At 37.2% G+C, this 20,483-nt stretch carries 20 protein-coding genes; 14 read left to right on the top strand and 6 right to left on the bottom strand.

Going from position 1 to position 20,483, the window contains the following annotated elements; genetic code table 11:
* The first annotated feature begins 2 nt into the window (after positions 1-2).
* Complete coding sequence (gene clpX, locus TASI_RS05560) at positions 3-1,229, top strand: ATP-dependent Clp protease ATP-binding subunit ClpX (RefSeq protein WP_014111787.1); 1,227 nt, start codon at positions 3-5, stop codon at positions 1,227-1,229.
* Between the two features lie 28 nt (positions 1,230-1,257).
* Positions 1,258-3,696, top strand: a complete 2,439-nt coding sequence (lon, locus tag TASI_RS05555; RefSeq protein ID WP_014111786.1) for an endopeptidase La — start codon at positions 1,258-1,260, stop codon at positions 3,694-3,696.
* Here lon and TASI_RS05550 read toward each other — a convergent pair.
* The gene (locus tag TASI_RS05550; RefSeq protein ID WP_014111785.1) at positions 3,689-4,222 is read right to left on the bottom strand and encodes a hypothetical protein; all 534 of its coding nucleotides are present in this window, start codon (positions 4,220-4,222) and stop codon (positions 3,689-3,691) included. The two genes, lon and TASI_RS05550, sit on opposite strands and share 8 nt — an antisense overlap.
* Before the next feature lie 98 nt (positions 4,223-4,320).
* On the opposite strand from TASI_RS05550, the gene thrS reads away from it, so the two are divergent.
* The 6 genes from thrS to TASI_RS05520 are packed head-to-tail and all read left to right on the top strand — an operon-like array spanning position 4,321 to position 9,561.
* Positions 4,321-6,261 (top strand): threonine--tRNA ligase, encoded by a 1,941-nt coding sequence (gene thrS / locus TASI_RS05545; RefSeq protein WP_014111784.1) that lies wholly within the window; start codon positions 4,321-4,323, stop codon positions 6,259-6,261.
* 18 nt (positions 6,262-6,279) lie between these two features.
* Complete coding sequence (gene infC, locus TASI_RS05540) at positions 6,280-6,804, top strand: translation initiation factor IF-3 (protein ID WP_081462462.1); 525 nt, start codon at positions 6,280-6,282, stop codon at positions 6,802-6,804.
* Positions 6,805-7,245: a PTS sugar transporter subunit IIA gene (locus TASI_RS05535; RefSeq protein WP_014111782.1), complete on the top strand. Its 441-nt coding sequence runs from the start codon at positions 6,805-6,807 to the stop codon at positions 7,243-7,245.
* Positions 7,246-7,255: 10 nt separating this feature from the next.
* A complete protein-coding gene (locus TASI_RS05530) occupies positions 7,256-7,525 on the top strand; it encodes an HPr family phosphocarrier protein (protein ID WP_014111781.1) in 270 nt (89 codons plus the stop codon).
* A 12-nt stretch (positions 7,526-7,537) separates the two neighbouring features.
* Positions 7,538-9,268: a phosphoenolpyruvate--protein phosphotransferase gene (gene ptsP, locus TASI_RS05525; RefSeq protein ID WP_014111780.1), complete on the top strand. Its 1,731-nt coding sequence runs from the start codon at positions 7,538-7,540 to the stop codon at positions 9,266-9,268.
* Complete coding sequence (locus TASI_RS05520; RefSeq protein ID WP_014111779.1) at positions 9,265-9,561, top strand: hypothetical protein; 297 nt, start codon at positions 9,265-9,267, stop codon at positions 9,559-9,561. Before ptsP ends, TASI_RS05520 begins: the two co-directional genes overlap by 4 nt.
* Here TASI_RS05520 and TASI_RS05515 read toward each other — a convergent pair.
* Together TASI_RS05515 and TASI_RS05510 are read right to left on the bottom strand one after the other, a co-directional pair.
* Positions 9,558-10,511, bottom strand: a complete 954-nt coding sequence (locus TASI_RS05515; RefSeq protein WP_014111778.1) for a DNA-formamidopyrimidine glycosylase family protein — start codon at positions 10,509-10,511, stop codon at positions 9,558-9,560. The genes TASI_RS05520 and TASI_RS05515 overlap by 4 nt on opposite strands.
* 1 nt (position 10,512) lies before the next feature.
* Positions 10,513-11,181 (bottom strand): LOG family protein, encoded by a 669-nt coding sequence (locus TASI_RS05510; RefSeq protein ID WP_014111777.1) that lies wholly within the window; start codon positions 11,179-11,181, stop codon positions 10,513-10,515.
* Between TASI_RS05510 and polA the strand changes: the two genes are divergently transcribed.
* Positions 11,180-13,906, top strand: coding sequence for a DNA polymerase I (gene polA, locus TASI_RS05505; RefSeq protein ID WP_044978092.1), 2,727 nt, complete (start codon positions 11,180-11,182; stop codon positions 13,904-13,906). The genes TASI_RS05510 and polA overlap by 2 nt on opposite strands.
* A gap of 50 nt (positions 13,907-13,956) precedes the next feature.
* Here polA and htpX read toward each other — a convergent pair whose 3' ends face one another.
* Positions 13,957-14,919, bottom strand: a complete 963-nt coding sequence (htpX, locus tag TASI_RS05500) for a protease HtpX (RefSeq protein WP_014111775.1) — start codon at positions 14,917-14,919, stop codon at positions 13,957-13,959.
* 90 nt (positions 14,920-15,009) lie between these two features.
* Here htpX and TASI_RS05495 point away from each other — a divergent pair, with 90 nt between their 5' ends.
* Together TASI_RS05495 and TASI_RS05490 are read left to right on the top strand one after the other, a co-directional pair.
* Positions 15,010-15,945: a DMT family transporter gene (locus TASI_RS05495; RefSeq protein ID WP_228359734.1), complete on the top strand. Its 936-nt coding sequence runs from the start codon at positions 15,010-15,012 to the stop codon at positions 15,943-15,945.
* Positions 15,945-16,781 (top strand): sulfurtransferase, encoded by an 837-nt coding sequence (locus tag TASI_RS05490; RefSeq protein ID WP_014111773.1) that lies wholly within the window; start codon positions 15,945-15,947, stop codon positions 16,779-16,781. The genes TASI_RS05495 and TASI_RS05490 overlap by 1 nt, the downstream gene beginning before the upstream one ends.
* On the opposite strand, the gene TASI_RS05485 is transcribed toward TASI_RS05490, so the two are convergent.
* Positions 16,778-17,488 (bottom strand): UTRA domain-containing protein, encoded by a 711-nt coding sequence (locus tag TASI_RS05485; RefSeq protein WP_014111772.1) that lies wholly within the window; start codon positions 17,486-17,488, stop codon positions 16,778-16,780. The two genes, TASI_RS05490 and TASI_RS05485, sit on opposite strands and share 4 nt — an antisense overlap.
* 184 nt (positions 17,489-17,672) lie before the next feature.
* Here TASI_RS05485 and TASI_RS05480 point away from each other — a divergent pair, with 184 nt between their 5' ends.
* Complete coding sequence (locus tag TASI_RS05480; RefSeq protein ID WP_028884544.1) at positions 17,673-18,023, top strand: aromatic amino acid lyase; 351 nt, start codon at positions 17,673-17,675, stop codon at positions 18,021-18,023.
* 51 nt (positions 18,024-18,074) lie between these two features.
* Here the strand turns inward: TASI_RS05480 and TASI_RS05475 are convergent, their stop codons facing one another.
* Complete coding sequence (locus TASI_RS05475) at positions 18,075-19,208, bottom strand: aromatic ring-hydroxylating oxygenase subunit alpha (protein WP_014111770.1); 1,134 nt, start codon at positions 19,206-19,208, stop codon at positions 18,075-18,077.
* Between the two features lie 117 nt (positions 19,209-19,325).
* Between TASI_RS05475 and xseB the strand changes: the two genes are divergently transcribed.
* Both xseB and TASI_RS05465 read left to right on the top strand, forming a co-directional pair.
* Positions 19,326-19,571, top strand: a complete 246-nt coding sequence (gene xseB / locus TASI_RS05470; protein WP_014111769.1) for an exodeoxyribonuclease VII small subunit — start codon at positions 19,326-19,328, stop codon at positions 19,569-19,571.
* The gene (locus tag TASI_RS05465) at positions 19,568-20,479 is read left to right on the top strand and encodes a polyprenyl synthetase family protein (RefSeq protein WP_014111768.1); all 912 of its coding nucleotides are present in this window, start codon (positions 19,568-19,570) and stop codon (positions 20,477-20,479) included. The genes xseB and TASI_RS05465 overlap by 4 nt, the downstream gene beginning before the upstream one ends.
* The last annotated feature ends 4 nt before the right edge of the window (positions 20,480-20,483 follow it).

Raw genomic sequence — 20,483 nt, 5'->3', positions numbered from 1 at the left:
ATATGACTTCAAAATCTACTAAAACTCAACGCTGTTCTTTTTGCTCCCGAAAAAAAGAAGAGGTTAACCAGCTTATTGCTGGGCCATCTGGCTTATTTATCTGTGATGTGTGCGTAAGTGATTGTACAAATCTAATCAATGAACAATCAAAATCTGCTGAGGGGGATGCTGAACCAGTTAAGCTTCCAACTCCTACGGAAATTAAGGATTTTTTAGATAATTATGTTATTGGGCAGGAAATTCCAAAAAAACAATTGGCCGTCGCAGTTTATAACCACTATAAACGTATCAGGCATGCAGGCACAAAAGCGGATGATGTTGAATTAAGTAAAAGTAATATTTTGCTAATTGGACCTACGGGATCTGGGAAAACTTTGCTTGCACAAACGATTGCAAGACAATTAGATGTACCATTTGCGATGGCAGATGCGACTACATTGACTGAGGCAGGATATGTAGGTGAAGATGTAGAACATATCATTCAGAAACTGTTACAAAACTGTGATTTTGATATTGAAAAAGCACAGCAAGCCATTATATACATCGATGAGATAGATAAAATCGCTCGGAAGTCTGAAAATCCTTCAATTACTCGAGATGTATCGGGTGAGGGTGTACAGCAAGCTTTGCTTAAACTCATTGAAGGAACGGTTGCAGCTGTACCACCGCAAGGGGGTCGTAAGCATCCAGGGCAGGATTTCATTCAAGTTGACACTACAAATATATTATTTATAGTGGGTGGTGCTTTTGATGGACTAGAGAAGATCATTCAAAATCGCACTGAGAAATCAGGAATCGGTTTTAATGCATCGGTCTCTCATAAAACCGAGAAAGGTGTGGGAGAATTATTTGCTCAGGTCGAACCCGAGGATATTATTAAATTTGGATTGATTCCTGAACTTGTTGGTCGCCTACCAGTTGTGACTACATTGCAGGAATTGGATGTAGAGACTCTAGTACAGATTCTTACAGTTCCTAAAAACGCTTTAGTTAAGCAGTATCAGACTTTATTTGCGATGGAAGATGTTGAACTTGAAGTTACAGATGAAGCATTAAAAATCATTGCAGAAAAAGCGATTAAGCGTAAAACTGGGGCTAGGGGACTGAGATCCATAATTGAATCGGTACTTATGCCTATTATGTATGAGATGCCTTCTCGTAAGGATATAAAAAAGGTTATCCTTAACAAAGAAGCAGTTTCAGGTGGAGAGCCAGAAATTATCAAATGATGACTCTCCCTTTATTTAGAGGAAGTATATGTCATTAGATAAAAAACAGGTAAATCTACCATTATTGCCACTACGTGATATCGTAGTTTTTCCTCATATGGTTGTGCCTTTATTCGTGGGTAGAGCAAGATCTATTGCCACCCTCGAGAAGGCTATGGCCGAAAAAGATGTACATCAAGTTATTCTTACTGTTCAGATCTCTCCTGAAGTAGACGAGCCTAAGTTTGACCAAATTAACAAATTTGGTGTGGTGGCTAATATTCTTCAATTAATTAAATTGCCTGACGGAACTATAAAAGTTTTAGTGGAGGGTGTTGAGAGAGTTCTAATCGATTCTATCGAGGATGATGGGAATCACTTCATGGCTACTGGTAGTATCGTTGAGACTACTATATCGGATGAAGATCAGGTTTCACCACTTGTGCGTACTGTAGGTACAAAATTTGAGGAATTCGCAAAAATAAATAAACGACTTCAACCTGATGTTGTTCAATCTATTCTACGCATTGAAGACCCAGTTCGTTTTGCAGACACCATTTGTGCTCAACTTCATATTAACCAAAGTAAGAAACAAAGTCTCTTAGAAAAAGAAGATTTAGTCGATAGATTAAATAGTCTGCTTTTCTATCTTGAGTACGAGATGGATATCATCTCATTAGAGAAAAAGATTCAAGATCGCGTAAAAAAACAGATGGAAAAAAGTCAACGCGATTACTACTTGAATGAGCAAATTAAGGCTATTCAAAAAGAACTTGGGGAAGGTGAAGACGGTGCGGATCTTGAGGCTTTAGAGAAAAAAATAAAAGATGCTGGCATGCCTCCAGAGACAGAAGAGAAGGTGCTATCGGAGCTTAAAAAACTCAAACAAATGGCCCCTATGTCTGCTGAAGCTGCGGTTATTAGAAGTTATATTGATGCCGTAGTTGCTGTGCCGTGGAAGAAAAAATCTAAAGTAAATACTAAGCTTTCATTTGCACAAGAAACTTTAGATGCGGATTATTACGGACTTGAAAAAGTTAAAGAGCGCATTGTAGAGTATCTGGCTGTTCAAAAACGCGGTAATAAACTTAAAGCGCCTATTCTATGTTTGGTTGGGCCCCCAGGAGTGGGTAAAACTTCTCTTGGTCAATCTATTGCAAGAGCTACGAACCGTAAGTATGTGCGTATGGCCTTAGGTGGCATGCATGATGAATCAGAAATTCGTGGTCATAGACGTACATATATCGGGGCTATGCCAGGAAAAATTATTCAAAATATGACTAAGGTTGGAGTAAAAAATCCGCTATTTTTACTCGATGAAATCGATAAAATCGGTCAAGATTATCGCGGAGACCCTGCTGCAGCATTGCTTGAAGTTTTAGATCCTGAACAAAACAACACTTTCCAAGATCATTATCTTGAAGTGGATTATGACCTATCGGATGTATTGTTTGTTGCTACTAGTAACACGATGAATATACCTGCTCCATTACTTGATCGTATGGAAGTAATTAGGTTGTCGGGGTATACAGAGGACGAAAAACTGCACATTGCCAAAGACCATTTAATTCCAAAACTTATGAAAAATAATGGAATTAAAAAGGGTGAGCTTAGAATCGATGACTCGGCGATTATAGATATAGTTAGATACTATACACGCGAGGCAGGTGTACGCTCTTTAGAGAGAGAATTAGGAAAAATTAGTCGTAAAGTCGTGAAGGCTGTAGTTCAAAAAGAAGAAGAGACATCCAAGAAAGTAGCAACTACATTGACTGTAGTCGATAGCGAAAATCTTGATAAGTATTTGGGAGTACGTAAGTTTACTTTTGGCCTTGCCGAAAAAGAAAACCGTATTGGACAAGTTACAGGTCTGGCTTGGACAGAGGTCGGAGGAGATCTACTATCTATTGAGGTTGCTGTTGTTCAAGGTAAAGGACAAATTCAGCATACAGGCTCGTTAGGTGATGTGATGAAAGAATCTATGAGTGTGGCACGTACTGTGATTAGATCGTGGGCATACCAATTAGGTTTTTTCGATAATCTTTTTGAGAAAAAAGATATGCATATTCACGTTCCAGATGGAGCTACTCCTAAAGATGGTCCATCGGCAGGTATTGCTGTGACTACTGCCCTTGTGTCTGCTTATTCAGGTATTCCTGTTAGAGCTGATGTAGCTATGACAGGTGAGATTACACTAAGAGGAGAAGTCCTTGCCATTGGTGGTTTGAAAGAGAAACTTTTAGCCGCACTTCGCGGGGGAATTAAAAAAGTTTTAATTCCTCAAGAGAACGTGAAGGACTTGGCTGAGATTCCAGATAACGTTAAAAATGGTCTTGAGATTATTCCTGTTAAGTGGATAAATGAGGTTCTAGAGCATGCTCTAGAAAGACTACCTAAGCCACTTTCCGAAGAACAAATCTCAAAACTAAAGGCTGAAGCGCTTAAAAACGAAACTTCTTCTGGTTCAGCTTCACAATCTATTAATTAATAGGTGTTGGAAATTCCCCACTTGGCTGAGGCTGAGTGGGATCTTCATTGATAGGCTCCGGAAATGAATTCCTTGGGCTTTCATCATTTGATGTGGAATCAGCTTCATCCAAAGGTTCTGGAAAGACAGTATTTGTTGGTTCTCCAATATAGTCCTCTGAGTTTACCTCTTCAGATGGATTTCCCATCTGTTCAGCGGCTGTATCAGATTGCAAATTATCGAAGGATGCCTCCGAACTCGTGTCAACCTGCTGGGTTTCAGGAGTATCAGGGGTATCATGGGTTTGAGCTGTAATAGAGCCTGTAGCCGTAGGATTATCTGTAGTATTTGGTAAGTTAAGCATGTTTGAAATATCAGACTTAATTTCAGATTTAGGGGTTGCTTTAACGACGGGAATACTTGGCTCTTCTTTTTTTATTTTTGGACCTGTGTTCGGTGCCGTTAGTACTCTAATTAATACTGTGGCAATGAACACGATAATTACAGCTGAAATTAGTAAATAAATCCAAGATATATTCTTTTTCATATAGGTATTATATTTAGTGCTAAAATTTAGAGTTATATTGAAACTTTACTAATGATGCATTTTTATGCGTCTTTTTTATTTTAGGTTTATTTTTATAGATGATACAAGTAACCCTTCCTGACGGTTCTTCTAGAAGTTACGAAAGTCCACAAACCGTAGCTCAGATTGCACATTCAATTGCACCTAGTTTAGCTAAAGCTGCAATCGCAGCAACTGTGAGATCAAATGAAGGTATTGAATCAACGGTAGATACAAGTTATCTTATTGACCGTGATGTTTCCTTGTCTATTATCACACCTAAAGATGATATTGGCTTAGATATTATTCGTCACTCAACAGCTCACTTACTTGCTCATGCGGTTAAAGAATTATTTCCAGATGCTCAAGTAACAATTGGTCCAGTTATAAATAATGGCTTTTATTATGACTTCTCCTATAAGAGACCATTTACACCTGATGATCTTGAAAAGATTGAAAAACGCATGAATGAACTTGCTAAGCAAGACATCGCGGTCGTGCGTGAAGAATGGGATAGGGATGATGCAGTTGAGTTTTTCAAAAAAGAGGGTGAACTCTACAAAGCAGAGATTATTTCTTCTATTCCTCAAGGTGAAACTATTAGTCTTTACAAGCAAGGCTCATTCATTGACTTATGTCGTGGTCCTCATGTACCGTCGACAGGAAAGCTTAAGGTATTTAAGTTGATGAAAGTTGCGGGTGCTTATTGGAGGGGAGATTCTAATAATGAGATGCTTCAAAGAATTTATGGTACAGCTTGGAGTTCTAAAGAGGATCAAGCTCATTATCTGAATATGCTTGAAGAAGCAGATAAAAGGGACCATAGAAAATTAGGTAAAGAACTTGATTTATTCCATTTTCAAGATGAAGCACCAGGGCTTATCTTTTGGCATCCAAAAGGCTGGACCATTTGGCAGCAAGTCGAGCAGTTCATGCGTAAGGTTTACATAGAAAATGGTTACCAAGAAATTAAGGCTCCTCAAATTCTTGATCTCAGTTTATGGAAGAAAACTGGACACTGGGATAACTATAAAGAAAACATGTTTACTACTCAGTCTGAAAACCGTGAGTATGGCTTAAAACCAATGAATTGTCCTGGTCATGTTCAGATTTTTAATTCAACTTTGCACTCATATAGAGAACTTCCAATAAGATATGGTGAATTTGGTCAGTGTCACCGAAATGAACCTTCAGGCTCATTACATGGCATGATGCGTGTTCGTGGCTTTACTCAGGATGATGGCCATATTTTCTGTACGGAGGATCAGCTTTTGGAAGAGTGTTCTGCATTTACGGCACTTCTTCAAAAGGTCTATAAACAATTCGGATTCGATAAGGTTCTTTATAAGATTGCAACTAGACCAGAAAAAAGAATCGGTGCGGACGAAATATGGGATAAAGCCGAAGAGGCTCTTATGGAAAGTTTACGCAGCTCTGGATGCGAATTTGAGATTTCTCCAGGTGAGGGTGCGTTTTATGGACCTAAGATTGAGTACACACTTAAAGATGCTATTGGTCGTCATTGGCAGTGTGGAACTATTCAAGTGGATTTCTCAATGCCTGCACGTTTGGGTGCTGAGTATGTGGATGCGGATGATACCCGTAAAACTCCTGTGATGTTACATAGAGCTATTTTAGGCTCTCTTGAAAGATTTATCGGTATGCTTATAGAAAACCATGCAGGTGCTATGCCTCCATGGTTATCTCCTGAACAAGTAGTGGTATGCCCAATTTCTGAGGCATTTAATGATTATGCACTCGATGTTCAGTCAAAATTAAACGAAAAATTTAGAGTTAAGGTGGATTTACGCAACGAAAAAATAACTAAAAAAATCCGTGAAAACTCTATGCAAAAAATTCCTTATATTCTTGTGGTTGGAGAAAAAGAGCGTAGCACATCAAGTGTTGCGGTTAGAGCCAGAGGAAATGTGGATTTAGGCGTTTTAACCGTTGATGAGTTTATAGCTCGTCTTCAAAATGAAATCGATAACAAATTAGATGTTGTCGTACCATCTGTTTAATTTAATAGGAGTTCTAACATAGCTACTGGAAAAACCCACAACATTAATGGCGAAATTAACGCCAAAGAAGTGCGTCTCATAGGTTTAGATGGGGAGCAATTAGGTATTGTCCCACTGAAAGCTGCTTTAGCTAAAGCCGAAGAAGAAGATACTGACCTAGTTGAAATTGCACCTAACGCTGAAGTTCCTGTTTGTCGACTAATGGACTACGGAAAATTCAAATATCAAGAGCAAAAGCGTCTTCAGGAAGCAAAATCAAAACAAAAGATTGTACAGGTTAAGGAAATTAAATTCAGACCTGGAACAGACGAAGGTGATTATCAAGTAAAACTTAGAAGTCTCAAAAGATTTATTGAAGACGGCGATAAAGCTAAAGTTACTTTAAGATTTAGGGGTCGTGAGATGACACATCAGGACCTTGGTATGAAGGTTTTGGAGCGAGTTAGAGAGGATTTAGGCGATTTAATTACCGTTGAATCAATGCCTAAATTTGAGGGTAGACAGATGGTTATGGTCGTGGCCCCTAATAAAAAAGCTAAATAAATGATATCAAATTCACCAGATACATTCGTTGTTCTTTGTGTTCATAGTCCTATGCATAAAGCCTATTTAGAGGTTATAGAACATATTGGAGAGAATAATACAAAATTTCTTGGGTATGACATTGTTGCAGATGTAGAGCCTGAAAGGATAGCGAATCAAATTTTTGATGAAATCTTAGGCACAATTGAAGAGAAGCAAAGTGTGTTAGTACTTACTGATTTAATAGGTGCTACTCCATACAATATTTCTAAAAGTGTCTTAGAGAAATTACAAAAAAAAGGTGTTCAATCAGACTTGATTTCTGGCATTAATATGGGCATTTTGTTGACTGCATTACGAAGTCATTCTTTGCCATTTGAGGAGCTGAAACAAAAGATAATTCTTTCGGGAAGAAAGTGTATGAAACTTGACTCGGAAGTGAACGATAAAGCTGAGAGTTGAGGTTTATGTTATGACACAAGTTGAAGTAGTTATATCTAACAAACTCGGATTGCACGCAAGAGCCGCATCAAAATTAACTCAGCTTGCATCTAAATTTAAAAGCGAAATATCCATATCTAAAGGCAATCAAAAAGTTAACGCAAAAAGTATTATGGGCGTTATGTTGCTAGCAGCTGGAAAAGGTTCAACCGTTATATTAAATGCAAATGGTGACGATTCAGAAGAGGCTTTAGAAGCTATAAAGGAGTTGTTTGACTCTAAGTTTGGCGAAGAAGAGTGAGATAAATAAAATATGCGAAGTACTGCCGTTATTGCACTTTACGGTAAAGGAGTATCCAAGGGCATTGCCATCGGTAAAGCCTTGCTCTTAGGCTCTGAATTTAATGAATCAAATTTCTCACATATTACAGAGTCAGAGATAAGTAGCGAGTGCATTCGCCTTGAAAATTCACTAAAAGCGGTATCTAAAGAATTGCGTGCATTAAAGGATGCATTGCCACCAGATGCACCAAAAGAAATCGGACCACTTCTTGAAGTACATAGTTTATTGGCTTCTGACACTTCTGTTTGCTCGGAAACTAAGGAAATAATTAAATCTAATTTATACAATGCACAGTGGGCACTAGTTAGTTACGGCAAAAAAATAGAAAAACAATTTGAAGCCATTGAAGATACGTATTTAAAAGAGCGTCTATCCGATATTCAACAAGTGATTGAAAGAGTTGTTTCGCATCTATCTGGAAATAGTGCACGTTATCTACCTAAAATTTCTAATAAATCTGACAGCTTTATTCTTGTGGCTACGGATATAAGTCCAGCTGATTTGCTTGATCTTGGAGATCAAAAATTTGGAGCCTTTATATCGGATTTAGGTGGACCTACATCTCATTCTTCCATTGTCGCAAGAAGTATGAGATTACCTGCAGTAGTTGGGATGAAAAATGTCAGAGAGCTTGTAAATCCAATGGATTTGCTTATTGTGGATGGAGATCAAGGTCTAGTCATAGTAAATCCATCTCACAAAATATTAAGTCAATATAAGAAAAAGCAGTCTGAACAAAATTTAGCTCAAAATAAATTGATGGCTTCAGTGCCGAAAGTGCCACTTACTAAAGATGGTGTTGCTGTAAATTTAGAGGCTAATATCAAGCATCCTTCTGAAGTGGAGTTTGCTAGCAAGTCTGGAGCTCGTGGAGTAGGGCTCTTTAGAACAGAATTCTTATTTATGAATAGGGATGAGCTACCGACTGAGGATGAGCAGTTTGAGGCGTATAAGCATGTTCTAGAGACTATGTATCCATTGCCAGTTACTATCCGCACTCTTGATATCGGAAATGATAAGCTCTTTAAGAACGCCACCAATACAGAAGTAAATCCTGCTCTTGGCTTGAGAGCTATTCGTTATTGTTTGTTGAATTCTGAAATCTTTATTACTCAACTAAATGCTTTAGTGAGAGCTTCTAGGCACGGTCGCTTGCGTATCTTATTACCTATGATTTCGCATGTAGATCAAGTTGTGCAAGTTAAGGCCTTGCTTGAGAAATGTCAGGATTCTATTCAATTTGATAATCGCTCCAATTCAACTAAGATTGAACTTGGTGCCATGGTTGAAATTCCTGCCATGGCTATAGCTATTGCACCTTTTCTTAAAGAGCTTGATTTTGTGTCTATTGGTACAAATGATTTAATTCAATATGCATTAGCAGTTGATAGGATTAATGATTCTGTGGCTAGTTTATTTGAGCCTTCACATCCTGCAGTAGTTAAACTTATCAAAATGATTATCGATGCATCTGATAAATTTAAAAAACCTGTTCATATGTGCGGTGAGATGGCAGGAGACTCAATTTTTACTAGCCTTTTGCTTGGTTTGGGATTAAGAAATTTCTCCATGCATCCAAACAACTTTATCGAGGTTATTCAAAGAGTAAAATCCACTGATATATCGAAAGTTAAGCAATATATCGAGCCTTTTTTAGAAAAGGATGCATATATTGATTTAGAGAAGTTAAACGCATTATGAGAAATTTGCATTTCTTGATTCTGTCTTTTGCCATTATAGGGCTATCAGCATGTTCTGGTGCCATATATGAAGAGACTGATGTTCACTTCACCTACAATTGCACCTCAGGTGATGGATGTCCTAAGAAAATTGAAGAATTTAAGAATATTTGTTCTAAAAAATATAGTGGAACTGTTATAGATACTGGCCGTCGAGGAAAATATGTACACCTTAGATGTAGACCATCAGAGGCGAAAAAACCTAAATTTAAAATCTTCAATCCTAAAAAACCATTTGTAGAACCTAAAGCTTAGTGTTTCTTTTTATAAGATTTAAGCTTCTCTTGATATCGGCTTAGGACACCGCTAGGTCTTACAAAATCACCTCTAGCTCTCACGAGATCTGCTTTATCACTCTCTTTCGTATTAAATGCAGTCCCACCGTCCATAATTGATTCACTAAGTACATCACGCATAGCATTAGCAATCTTTGTCCAATCTTTGTTTTTTAATAAACAAATTGGTGTGCTAGGTTCGATGCCAGATTCATATATAACCTCTCGAGAATAAATCGCTCCGCATCCCTTGATAGCTCCCGACTTTCCTATAAAAGCTAGTAAATTCATTTTCGAATTTACCCATTTTTTTGTCGATTGAATTGGATGATTCTGAATAAAATTTATAAGAGATTTGGGGTCAAAGTCAGATAAGTGCGGATCCCAAGAGGATATAAAACTATTCTTGAAGTCTGCTAATTCTTGATCATTTAATATAGCCCATTCTCCAAATCTTCGTACATCGTGAAATAAGAATATGCGACCATCTTCGAGCAAAAATCCAGTGTGATGATGTTTCGCAAATACTCTGTCTGTAGAAGTATTTAACAATGAGAGAAAATCAAGTCCTCTGCCCGAAGCAATCAGTTCCTTATCGTTTTCTGTGGCAATGATTGGGTAAATTGTCGCTGACATGCCTAGATGGACAATAATATGCAAACCAATATTTGTGCTAATAATTATAAATTTGGCGATTCTTTCAATTGATAAAATCTGAGCATCAGATAAAAGCTTGCGTCTGTTTTCGTAGTCTAATATTTGAGCAATAAAATCTCTTTTGTTATTTTTTGGATTTGTTTTTGCAGAGTAAAACTCTTTTGTATATGGCAATGCATACGCAATTGTCTTCGATTTTGGGCTATTCTCGCTTCCCAAAATCATATCGTTCATATCTTGTTTTGTGACTTCTACTTCTGGAAGTTCTGGCATATTAACAGAGTCCTAAACAGTGTGGATTCTGATGGTTTTTAGCATAATATTCAGTAACTATCTTAAGCACTTCATCTGCATCATCCGTAACGGAAATTAGATCTAAATCTTTGGGTGAAATATAACCATTTGCAAGCTGTCCATTTTTAATGAAATCTAATAATCCTGACCAGAATTCACTTCCAACTAAAATAATGGGTGCTTTATTTGCTTTGCCTGTCTGCACTAAAGTTAAGGCTTCAAATAATTCATCCATAGTGCCGAATCCGCCTGGCATAATAATGTATGCCCAGCTATTCATAAAAAAAGTGGTTTTTCTAGAGACAAAATATTTAAAATAAATGCTTTGAGATTGATATGGATTATTGGTCGTTTCATGCGGTAATTTAATATTTAATCCGATACTATGACCATTAACTTCATGTGCACCTCTGTTAGCGGCTTCCATTATCCCAGGTCCACCACCTGAGATAATAGTAAAACCAGCAGAAGCTAACTTTCTGCTAATATCAGTTGTTAGTGCATAAAGTGGATCATCTTGTTTTATGCGAGCACTACCAAAGATACTTAGTGCTTGAGTTACATTTTTTAGATGAGATGCTGCATCATGAAGTTCACCAGCAATCTCTGTAATTTGACCTTGTATAGTTTTAGATCTTAATTCGACCATGAAGAAAACCTTGTTATTAGTAGATGGTTCTAGTTTTTTGTATAGAGCTCATTTCGCGATGCCAAACTTGCGTAGCCCTGATGGTGAGCCTTCAGGAGCAATTTTTGGCTTAATTAATATGATGAAACGTACGCAAATAATAACTAAACCTGATTTTATAGCATGCGTTTTTGATGCACCAGGTAAAACATTTAGGCACGACTTATATAAAGAATATAAAGCTCATCGACCTGCTATGCCAGATGACTTAAGAGATCAAATTGAGTCAGTTCATCAAGCTATAGATGCTCTAGGATGCAATATTATAATGCAATCGGGGGTGGAGGCCGACGATATCATTGCCACCTTAGCGGACTACGCCACAAAAAATCAGATTAAAACAGTAATCGCTACTGGAGATAAGGATATCGCTCAACTCGTAAATAGTAATGTTGAAATTATTACTGGAAAAGAGGAAATCCTAGATAGAAACGGAGTTTTGGAAAAGTATGGTGTCTATCCTGAGCAAATAATTGATTATTTAATGCTTATGGGTGATAGCTCTGATAATATTCCAGGCGTAGATAAGGTGGGCCCTAAAACTGCAAGCAAATGGCTACAAGAATATGGCACATTAGAGAATCTTCTACAAAATATTGACTCACTTAAAGGTAAGGTTGCTCAAAATTTAAAAGAAGCTAGTCCGCAATTTGAATTGACTAGAAAATTAGTAACCATCAAAAATGATTGCGATATTAGTCAGTGGGTTTCATCGATGGATGATTTGCTACCTAAAGATAAAGATTATGCTGTTCTTAAAGAGATATATACGCAATATGGTTTTAAAACTTTTTTAAAAGACTTAGAGCGGATAGATGAGCTCTCTAATGAAGAAAATGAAATGGGTGTAGAAGGCGAGGGCATTGCCACCATAGAAAATATAGAAACAAACTATAAGTTAGTAGATACTAAAGAGGCATTAGCTGAGTGTATTGAAAATATTCAGAAGGCGGATTTAGTTGCACTTGATACGGAGACAAATAGTCTAGATCAAATGCAAGCTAGGCTTGTTGGTATCAGTCTATCAACAGAGATCGGCAAGGCTTGGTATATACCCGTGGCACATCAAAATGAGCTTGGCATAAAGCAGCTTGATAAAGCTGAAGTTTTAGATGCTTTGAGGCCGTGGCTTGAGTCAGAAAAGCAAAATAAGATTCTTCAAAATGCAAAATATGATATGCATGTGTTCGCAAACGAAGGTATATCGCTGCGTGGTATTAAGCACGATACTATGGTATTGGCTTATGTAATCGATACAAATCAGAAAGTAGGTTTGGAGGCTTTGGCAGAGAAATATCTGAGCAGAAAGGGGTATAGCTATGAGGATATTTGTGGAAAAGGGGCTAAGGCCATAACTTTTGACTATGTGCCGTTGGATAAAGCGACTCAGTATGCATGTGAGGATGCGGATTTTACTTTTCACTTGCTAAGTGTGATTAAACCTCTATTAGATATATCAGAGGGTTTGCAATTTATATATGATTTGGAGATGAAAGTATTGCCAGTTTTATTTGATATGGAAAGAGCTGGTGTACGAATTGACTCTAAAAAATTGCTTAATCAGTCTGAAGGTATTTCTGAACGTCTTAAGAAACTGGAAGGAAAAATATATGAATTGGCTGGTGAAGAATTTAATATTAATTCTCCAAAGCAGTTAAGTGAAATTTTATTTAATAAATTAAAACTTGAAGCACAACGTAAAACAAAAAGAGATATTGGATCGACCGATGAAGATACGCTTCAAAAGCTAGCACTGGACCACCCTATTGCTGTACATTTGCTTGATTATCGCAGTTTGTCTAAGCTTAAATCGACATATACGGACAAGTTGCCGACTATGGTATCAAAAAAGACAAACCGCGTGCATACTGTGTTCTCGCAAACAACTGTGATTTCTGGAAGGTTATCCTCTTTTGACCCGAATTTACAAAATATTCCTGTTAGAAATGATGATGGACGTATGGTGCGACAGGCTTTTATCGCACTAGATGGTTTTAAACTCGTATCTGCAGATTATTCGCAAGTAGAGTTGCGACTTATGGCTCATATCTCAGATGATGACGGGATGAAAAAGGCATTTAAAAAAGGCTTGGATATTCACAGATCTACTGCATCTGAAGTTTTTGGTGTACCTATTGAGGAAGTTCAGGACAGTCAAAGGAGAGCGGCTAAGGCTATTAATTTTGGATTGATTTATGGCATGGGTGCTTTTGCTTTAAGTAATAATCTCGGAATTGATCGCATGACGGCTCAAAACTATATCATGACTTATTTCGACCGTTACCCTAACGTAAAGCACTTTATGGATAATATAAAACTTAAAGCGTTAAATGATGGATTTGTAGAGACGATCTATGGAAGACGTATCTATCTGCATGGCATTGAGAACTCTAAAGGTGCTCAAAGATCGGCTATAGAAAGAGTAGCAATAAATGCACCTGTTCAAGGCAGTGCGGCCGATATTATCAAAATGGCTATGGTGGCTGTACATGATTGGCTTAAATCTGAAAATCTAAAATCAAGATTGATTTTGCAAGTGCACGATGAGTTGATTATTGAAACTCATGAAACAGAAATCGATTTAATTAAAGAGAAATTACCGCAATTAATGCAGGATGTAGCCGATTTGAGTGTGCCGTTAATAGCGGAAGTAAGTGTAGGGGATAATTGGGATGAAGCACATTAATTTCCTTCACCTTACGTAAATTGAAAAAGGCCCATTGAGTGGGCCTTTATTTATTTAAAAAATCCTGACCTATCAAAGTCTTTATTTTGTGGTTTATTTTTGGATTGTGAAACTTGAGTTTGAGTAACCTGAGGTCTTTCGAAGTTTTTAGGATTCGCCCTCCAATTTTGAAGACTAGCTATACGTTTTTCGATAGGAGGGTGTGTAGATAATACGCCCCCAAAACAGATTCCGAAAGCAGCAAATCCACTAGGTAATTTTGCTGAATCTTTTAAGCCACCTAAAACACTTAAAGCATCAATCATAGACTGATTATTTTGAAGTAAGTCAGCAGAACCACTATCAGCCCTGAATTCTCTTCGACGAGAGTACCAACAGATAATTAAAGTGGCAATGCCTCCGAGAAAGGTCTGCAATACAAAATAAACGCCGAAGTACATAAAACCACCTCCGCGATTATCTCTAGCAACTGCTCTGCCAATTAAACGAGATAAGAAAATAACAAATGTGTTTAATACACCTTGAAGAAGAGTCATAGTGACCATATCCCCATTTTTAATATGAGACATTTCGTGGCCAATAACTGCTTCAACTTCATCTTTATTCATGCTTTGCAAAAGACCTGTAGACACGGCTACCAATGAGTTATTTTTGCTAGGACCAGTTGCAAATGCATTTGGTGCACCTTGGAAAATTCCAACTTCAGGGCGTTTTACATTAGCTGCGTCAGCTAATTTGTAAGTAGTATTTAAGATCCATCTTTCTGCATCGTTGCGTGGAGCATTAGGGTCAATCATCTGTAAACCCATAGTGGTTTTAGCAACAGTTTTACTTAAAAGAAGTGAAATGAAAGAACCAGTAAAACCGAAGATTAGAGAAAAAATGCCTAATGTAACAGTTTCGTTTGATGTGATTCCATATTGTTCAAGAAATGGTGACAATAGAAAAAACATAATCATTAGTAGGGCTACTACAGCTAAGTTAGTAATAGCCAATAAAAGGAAGCTTTTCATTAAAAAATCCTGTAGAGGGTGGAAATGTCTTGATGAAATAAAATCTATTAAATTATACTAAATAGAATTTTTTTTATTATTTACAAGAATATGCAGTCTTTCTGGATGTTACTTGCGAGCATAATGTTTGCTATTATGGGGGCAACGATCAAAATCTCTTATGATTTTGGTATGAGTACTCCTATGATTGTTGTGTTCAGAGGAATGCCTTCATTTATTATCATTTTTGTGTGGGTGATACTTACCCACAAATCTCTTAAAACTAAATACCTTGGCTTACATATAAAAAGGAATGTACTCGGAACTACGTCGATGTGGCTTAATTTCAATGCATTGAATTTATTGCCACTTGCTACTAGCACCAGTTTGAACTATTCCTCATCTTTATTTTTAGGCCTCTATCTTGTTTTAATTACTTGGCACAAACATGCTAATTGGGGAAAATTAGGCTCTTTAGTCGTTGGTTTTTTTGGTATTTTATTAATACTAAGGCCTAGTATTGGCCATGATCAGTATCTCGGAGCTGCTTTTGGTTTGGGAAGTGGGATTTTGGCAGCATTTGCTATGTTGCAAGTTAGGTCTTTAGGTGCGACAGGTGAACCTGTTTGGAGAACCGTATTTTATTTTTCCATTATGATGAGTTTAACTGGCTTAATTGCAGTTGACTATAATGAATTTGCAACCTTAGATATTAGATCTTGGATGATTTTGCTTTTGGTTGGGGTGTCTGGTCTTGGGGGTCAATTAGCCTTAACTCAAGCCTTTGGTGCTGGTTCGCCAATAGTTTCAGCTGTTCTCCAATACTCAACAATTATATTCTCGGCTATCTTAGGAATTATTATTTGGAATACCATACCAGACTTGTTGTCATGGGTTGGTATGTTGCTTGTTATTGTCGCAGGCGTGCTAGTAGTTGTTATAGATCAAGCACGTGCTTTAAGAGTTAGGTGGAAGTATATTGTTAGACATTACCATCATCACCATCATCCTCCTCATCCTCAACGAATGCACGACAGGAAGCACTAATGACATACTTGATATCCCCAGAAAAGCTAAAAGATAAGTTAGATTCAGTTAAGATTTTAGACGTTAGACATGATTTAAATGACCATTCTTGGGGACGTAAAGTATACGATAAATCCCATATTCCTGGAGCGATATTTTTTGACCATGAAATTGATTTATGCGGTCCTAAAACAAAGCATTCGGGTAGGCATCCATTGCCAGATAGGAATCAATTCGCAAAATTTTTAGCCAGAAATGGAATTGCTTTTGATGATGAAGTTATAGCCTACGATAATGGTGTATTAATGTTCGCTACACATATGTGGTGGATGCTCAGATGGCTTGGCATGAGCAATGTTAAGATTTTATCAGGCGGTTATGATGCGTGGGTGGAATTGGGATATCCTACTTCGCAAAATATTGAATCTTATAAACCTGTTGAGGAATGGTCTCCTAGAGACTCCCTAGTTCGTCTTGTAACTATGCAGGAGGTACAAAATAATCTTACGGACAAAAAATTTGATCTACTTGATGCCCGTGTAAAGGGAAGATATAAGGGTGAATATGAACCTATGGATCCCGTGGCTGGACATATTCCTGGTGCATTAAATCATTCTGTGGAATTGAATCTAGAAGACTTAGGCGTTTTAAAAGAAAAGGGTGAATTAGCGGATTTATTTAAAAAAATAAATCCAGACCCATCAAAAATTGTTCATCAATGTGGTTCGGGTATTACAGCCTGCTTAAATTTGTTTGCCATGGAAGAGGCGGGATTAACTGGAAGTGGCTTGTATGCAGGTTCTTGGAGCGAGTGGATATCGTATCCAGAAAATCCTGTGGTTACTAAATCAGATTAATTTAAATCACCATCGAAACAGAATTTATCTCCGTTATGCCACATCTCAACATATGTGAGTGGCATTTCATTTGAGTACGTATATCTGGTGAGAACTAAAGCTGGATCGGACTCGTTCATTTTGAGTTGCAAAGCAATATCTCTAGGACAACGATAAGCATTTATTTTGTAGTGACCATTTTCTAATGGTGAATTCTTAATTAAATATTGACTAGGACTTATAGTTAAGAAATCTTGCACTTCAAATGAAGGAATTAAATTTAAGTCGACAAAACGCCTTTCGTATTGAACTGGAATGCCATCAGCCATATGAAGCATCTCTATACAAAATAAATTTTGACATTCGAAAAAAACATGTATGGCTTCCTCAGGAAGCTTTTTATGCTCTATTCGACCTTTGCGGACCAATATCGCCGAATAAAAACGTCCAGTAGCCTCAATGTCAGCCCTAATATTTCTTAAAGTAACGAAAACATTACTAAATTTTTTCTGAGTAACATATGTGCCAGCTCCACGTCTTCGCGTTAATACACCTTCGGCCGTAAGTTCAGTAACGGCTCGATTAACTGTCATACGCGATACATTAAACAATTGAGCTAACTCATGTTCGCTTGGTATTAATTGATCCATTAGCCAAACACCAGTATGAATTTGTTCCACTATATAGTTTTTAATTTTTTTGTATTCAGGCAATGTATCTTGCGTCAAAATGTTACTCCGTATTTAAAACGATTAAATTCTATCATTGAAAATATTAACTAAGATTGGGGTTTCACCCAAGAGCAATGATTTTAAACAACTAAATAATTATGTTAAATTTTTGATTGTATATACAAATTGAAAAAGGTTTCTAAGAGCAAATATTAAAATTGAAGATACTGATATAGAGACTTTGCAAAGAAATCTGATTCTATCGCATTCGGTTGGCACTGGCCCTTCATTACCTGAAGATGTTGTTCGGCTTATTATGGTTATGAAAGTAGCTAGTCTTGCTCAAGGTGTATCGGGTGTACGTCGAGAGGTTATAGATTGTCTTTTGGCATTGATTAATAATGATATTATCCCTGACATTACTGAAAAGGGCTCTGTAGGTGCATCTGGAGATTTAGCTCCATTATCTCATATGACATTGACCATGATTGGTGAAGGCAGTGCATATGTGGATGGAGGATTATTGCCGTCTAATGAGGCACTGGAGCGTTTTGGTCTTAAGCCTATCAAGCTAAAAATTATTGAGAGATAATTTTTTTTATAAGCAAAAAAAGGGCACTCAGTGATTGGTGCCCTTAAATGTTTATTTCATCATTTTTCGATACCAAGCATGGAAATGTTCCATACCATCCTCAAATGGTGATTGATATGGACCGTATTCATCCACACCTCTGTTCATCAAAGAAAGACGTCCTTGATCCATTCTTTCAGCAATTTCATCGTCTTCTATAGCCGTTTCCATATAAGCAGCTTGCTGTGCTTCAATAAACTCTCTTTCAAAAGCTACTATTTCTTCTGGATAATAGAATTCAACAACATTTAAAGTTTTCTGAGGACCTTGTGGATAAAGGGTAGAGAGAACTAAAACATGAGGGTAAAGCTCAATCATATGTGTAGGGAAATAGGTTACCCATACAGCACCAAAATTAGGAGTTTCACCTTGACGATAATTTAAAAGTGCATCATGCCACTTTAGATATGTTGGGCTACCAGGATTCGCTAGAGCCTGATGAACTCCAACTCTTTGAGAACTATACCAATCCGAAAAATCCCACTTCAAATCCGAACAGCTTACAAACTTTCCTAATCCTGTGTGAAAAGGCTCAACATGGTAGTCTTCTAGATAAACTTCAATAAAAGTTTTCCAGTTGTAATTACATTCATGGACAATGGCCTTATCGAACACATATTCAGAGAAATCAAATTCCGCAGTTTCAAATAAAGCCTTCATATCAGAGGCTGCATCCCGTGCACCTTCAAATAAAAGACCATGACAATTTGAAAGATTAAAAGGAGTTAAGTTCTTACAGGGATTCTCTGGAAAATGTGGTGCAGCAATCTGTTCGCCCTTAGAGTCGTAAGTCCATCTATGAAGCGGGCACACAATATTTCCTCCCGTTTCCGAAAGATTTCCACGAGATAAGTTAGGGTCACTAACATTACCCGCACGTCCTCCAAGCATTAATGCTTGACGATGTCTGCAAACATTTGAAAGTAGTTGAGGGCCACTTTCATTATGTACAAGAACACGCCCAGCTTTATCTTGTGGCAATGTATACCAGTCCCCTAATTCAGGTACTGTTTTCTCATGAGTAACATATATTGAAGAATTTTTAAAGATTCGCTCCATTTCTAGAGCAAAGTGATTTTCATCGAAGTAAGCGGCTACTGGTAGTGTTGTTTCGCCAGATGAAAAGTTTGTTTCCTTCACGGACATTTCGGTTCCCCCCGATTTAAATAAACTAAAAACCACTCATCACCAAGGGTCATGTTGAGTGGACCAAATGAAATAGTATTTTATATTAAAATATACGTTTACTTCTTGGAGGCAGCTATGACAAATAATGAATTTGAAACTCCTAGCAATTTTGAAGACGCTATCAGTGAACTTGAGAGTATTGTTTCTGATATGCAAAACAACAAACTGTCTTTAGAAGATTCGATGAATAAATATAAAAGAGGTTTAGATCTTGCTAATTTTTGCAAATCTAAACTCGATGCTGCTCAAGCTCAAATTACCGTGATGCAAGAGGACGGCACTAAAAAACCTTTGGGACAAAACACTTTTCCAATTGAATGAACAAGCTTCAAGATATTAAGAATTTTGATGAATGGCTCGAATCAGTCGTTAAAATTTCAAATTCTAATCTAGAAAAATTATTTGCATCTCTCTCTGATGTACCTTCAGAACTTTTAGAGGTTATGAAGTATGCTTCATTAGGACCAGGAAAAAGACTCAGAGCTGCTTTGGTGTATGCTACTTCCGAAATTTACCTAAAGGATATTGATGAGACTGAAAGCGATTATTTATCGCATATAGTTAGTGCAATAGAACTAATTCATGCTTACTCCTTGGTACATGATGATTTGCCTTGTATGGATGATGATGATCTAAGACGCGGTAGACCAACATGTCATATTAAATACGGTGAAGCTATGGCATTGTTGGCTGCTGATGCACTACAGCCACTAGCTCATGAGCATCTTCTAAGTTCTTCTATAGAAGCTGAAATAAAGGTTAATTGTTCTTTAGAGCTTCTTAATGCCACAGGTGCTTCGGGCATGGTGGGAGGCCAAGTTATAGATATATTAAATGTTTCTAATCTTCTTAAAATAGAAGATTTGAAAGATATGCATAGTAGAAAAACTGGTGCCCTTATTAAGTCATGTTTAACTATGGTTATTGCACTATTTAGGGATAAACACGGTTTCAGTGAGAGTCTAAATAAATATGCTGAGCACATAGGCATTGCCTACCAAGTAGTGGATGATATTTTAGATGTAACGCAAGACAGTGATACACTAGGAAAAACTGCTGGAAAGGACGAGCAGAACAATAAACCTACTTATGTAACGATTTTGGGTTTATCGAAAGCCAGAGAATATGCAACTGAACTTTATGAAAAAGCAATCGAGGCTCTCGCTAGTATTCCAAATTCAGACAGGCTTAAAGATTTAGCCCACTACATTATTTTGAGAAATTTCTAAGAAG

It is taken from the genome of Taylorella asinigenitalis MCE3, from assembly GCF_000226625.1.
Taxonomy (GTDB): domain Bacteria; phylum Pseudomonadota; class Gammaproteobacteria; order Burkholderiales; family Burkholderiaceae_B; genus Taylorella; species Taylorella asinigenitalis.
Note: the sequence above shows the minus strand (reverse complement) of the source record. Positions and strands in the feature narration are given on the sequence as shown.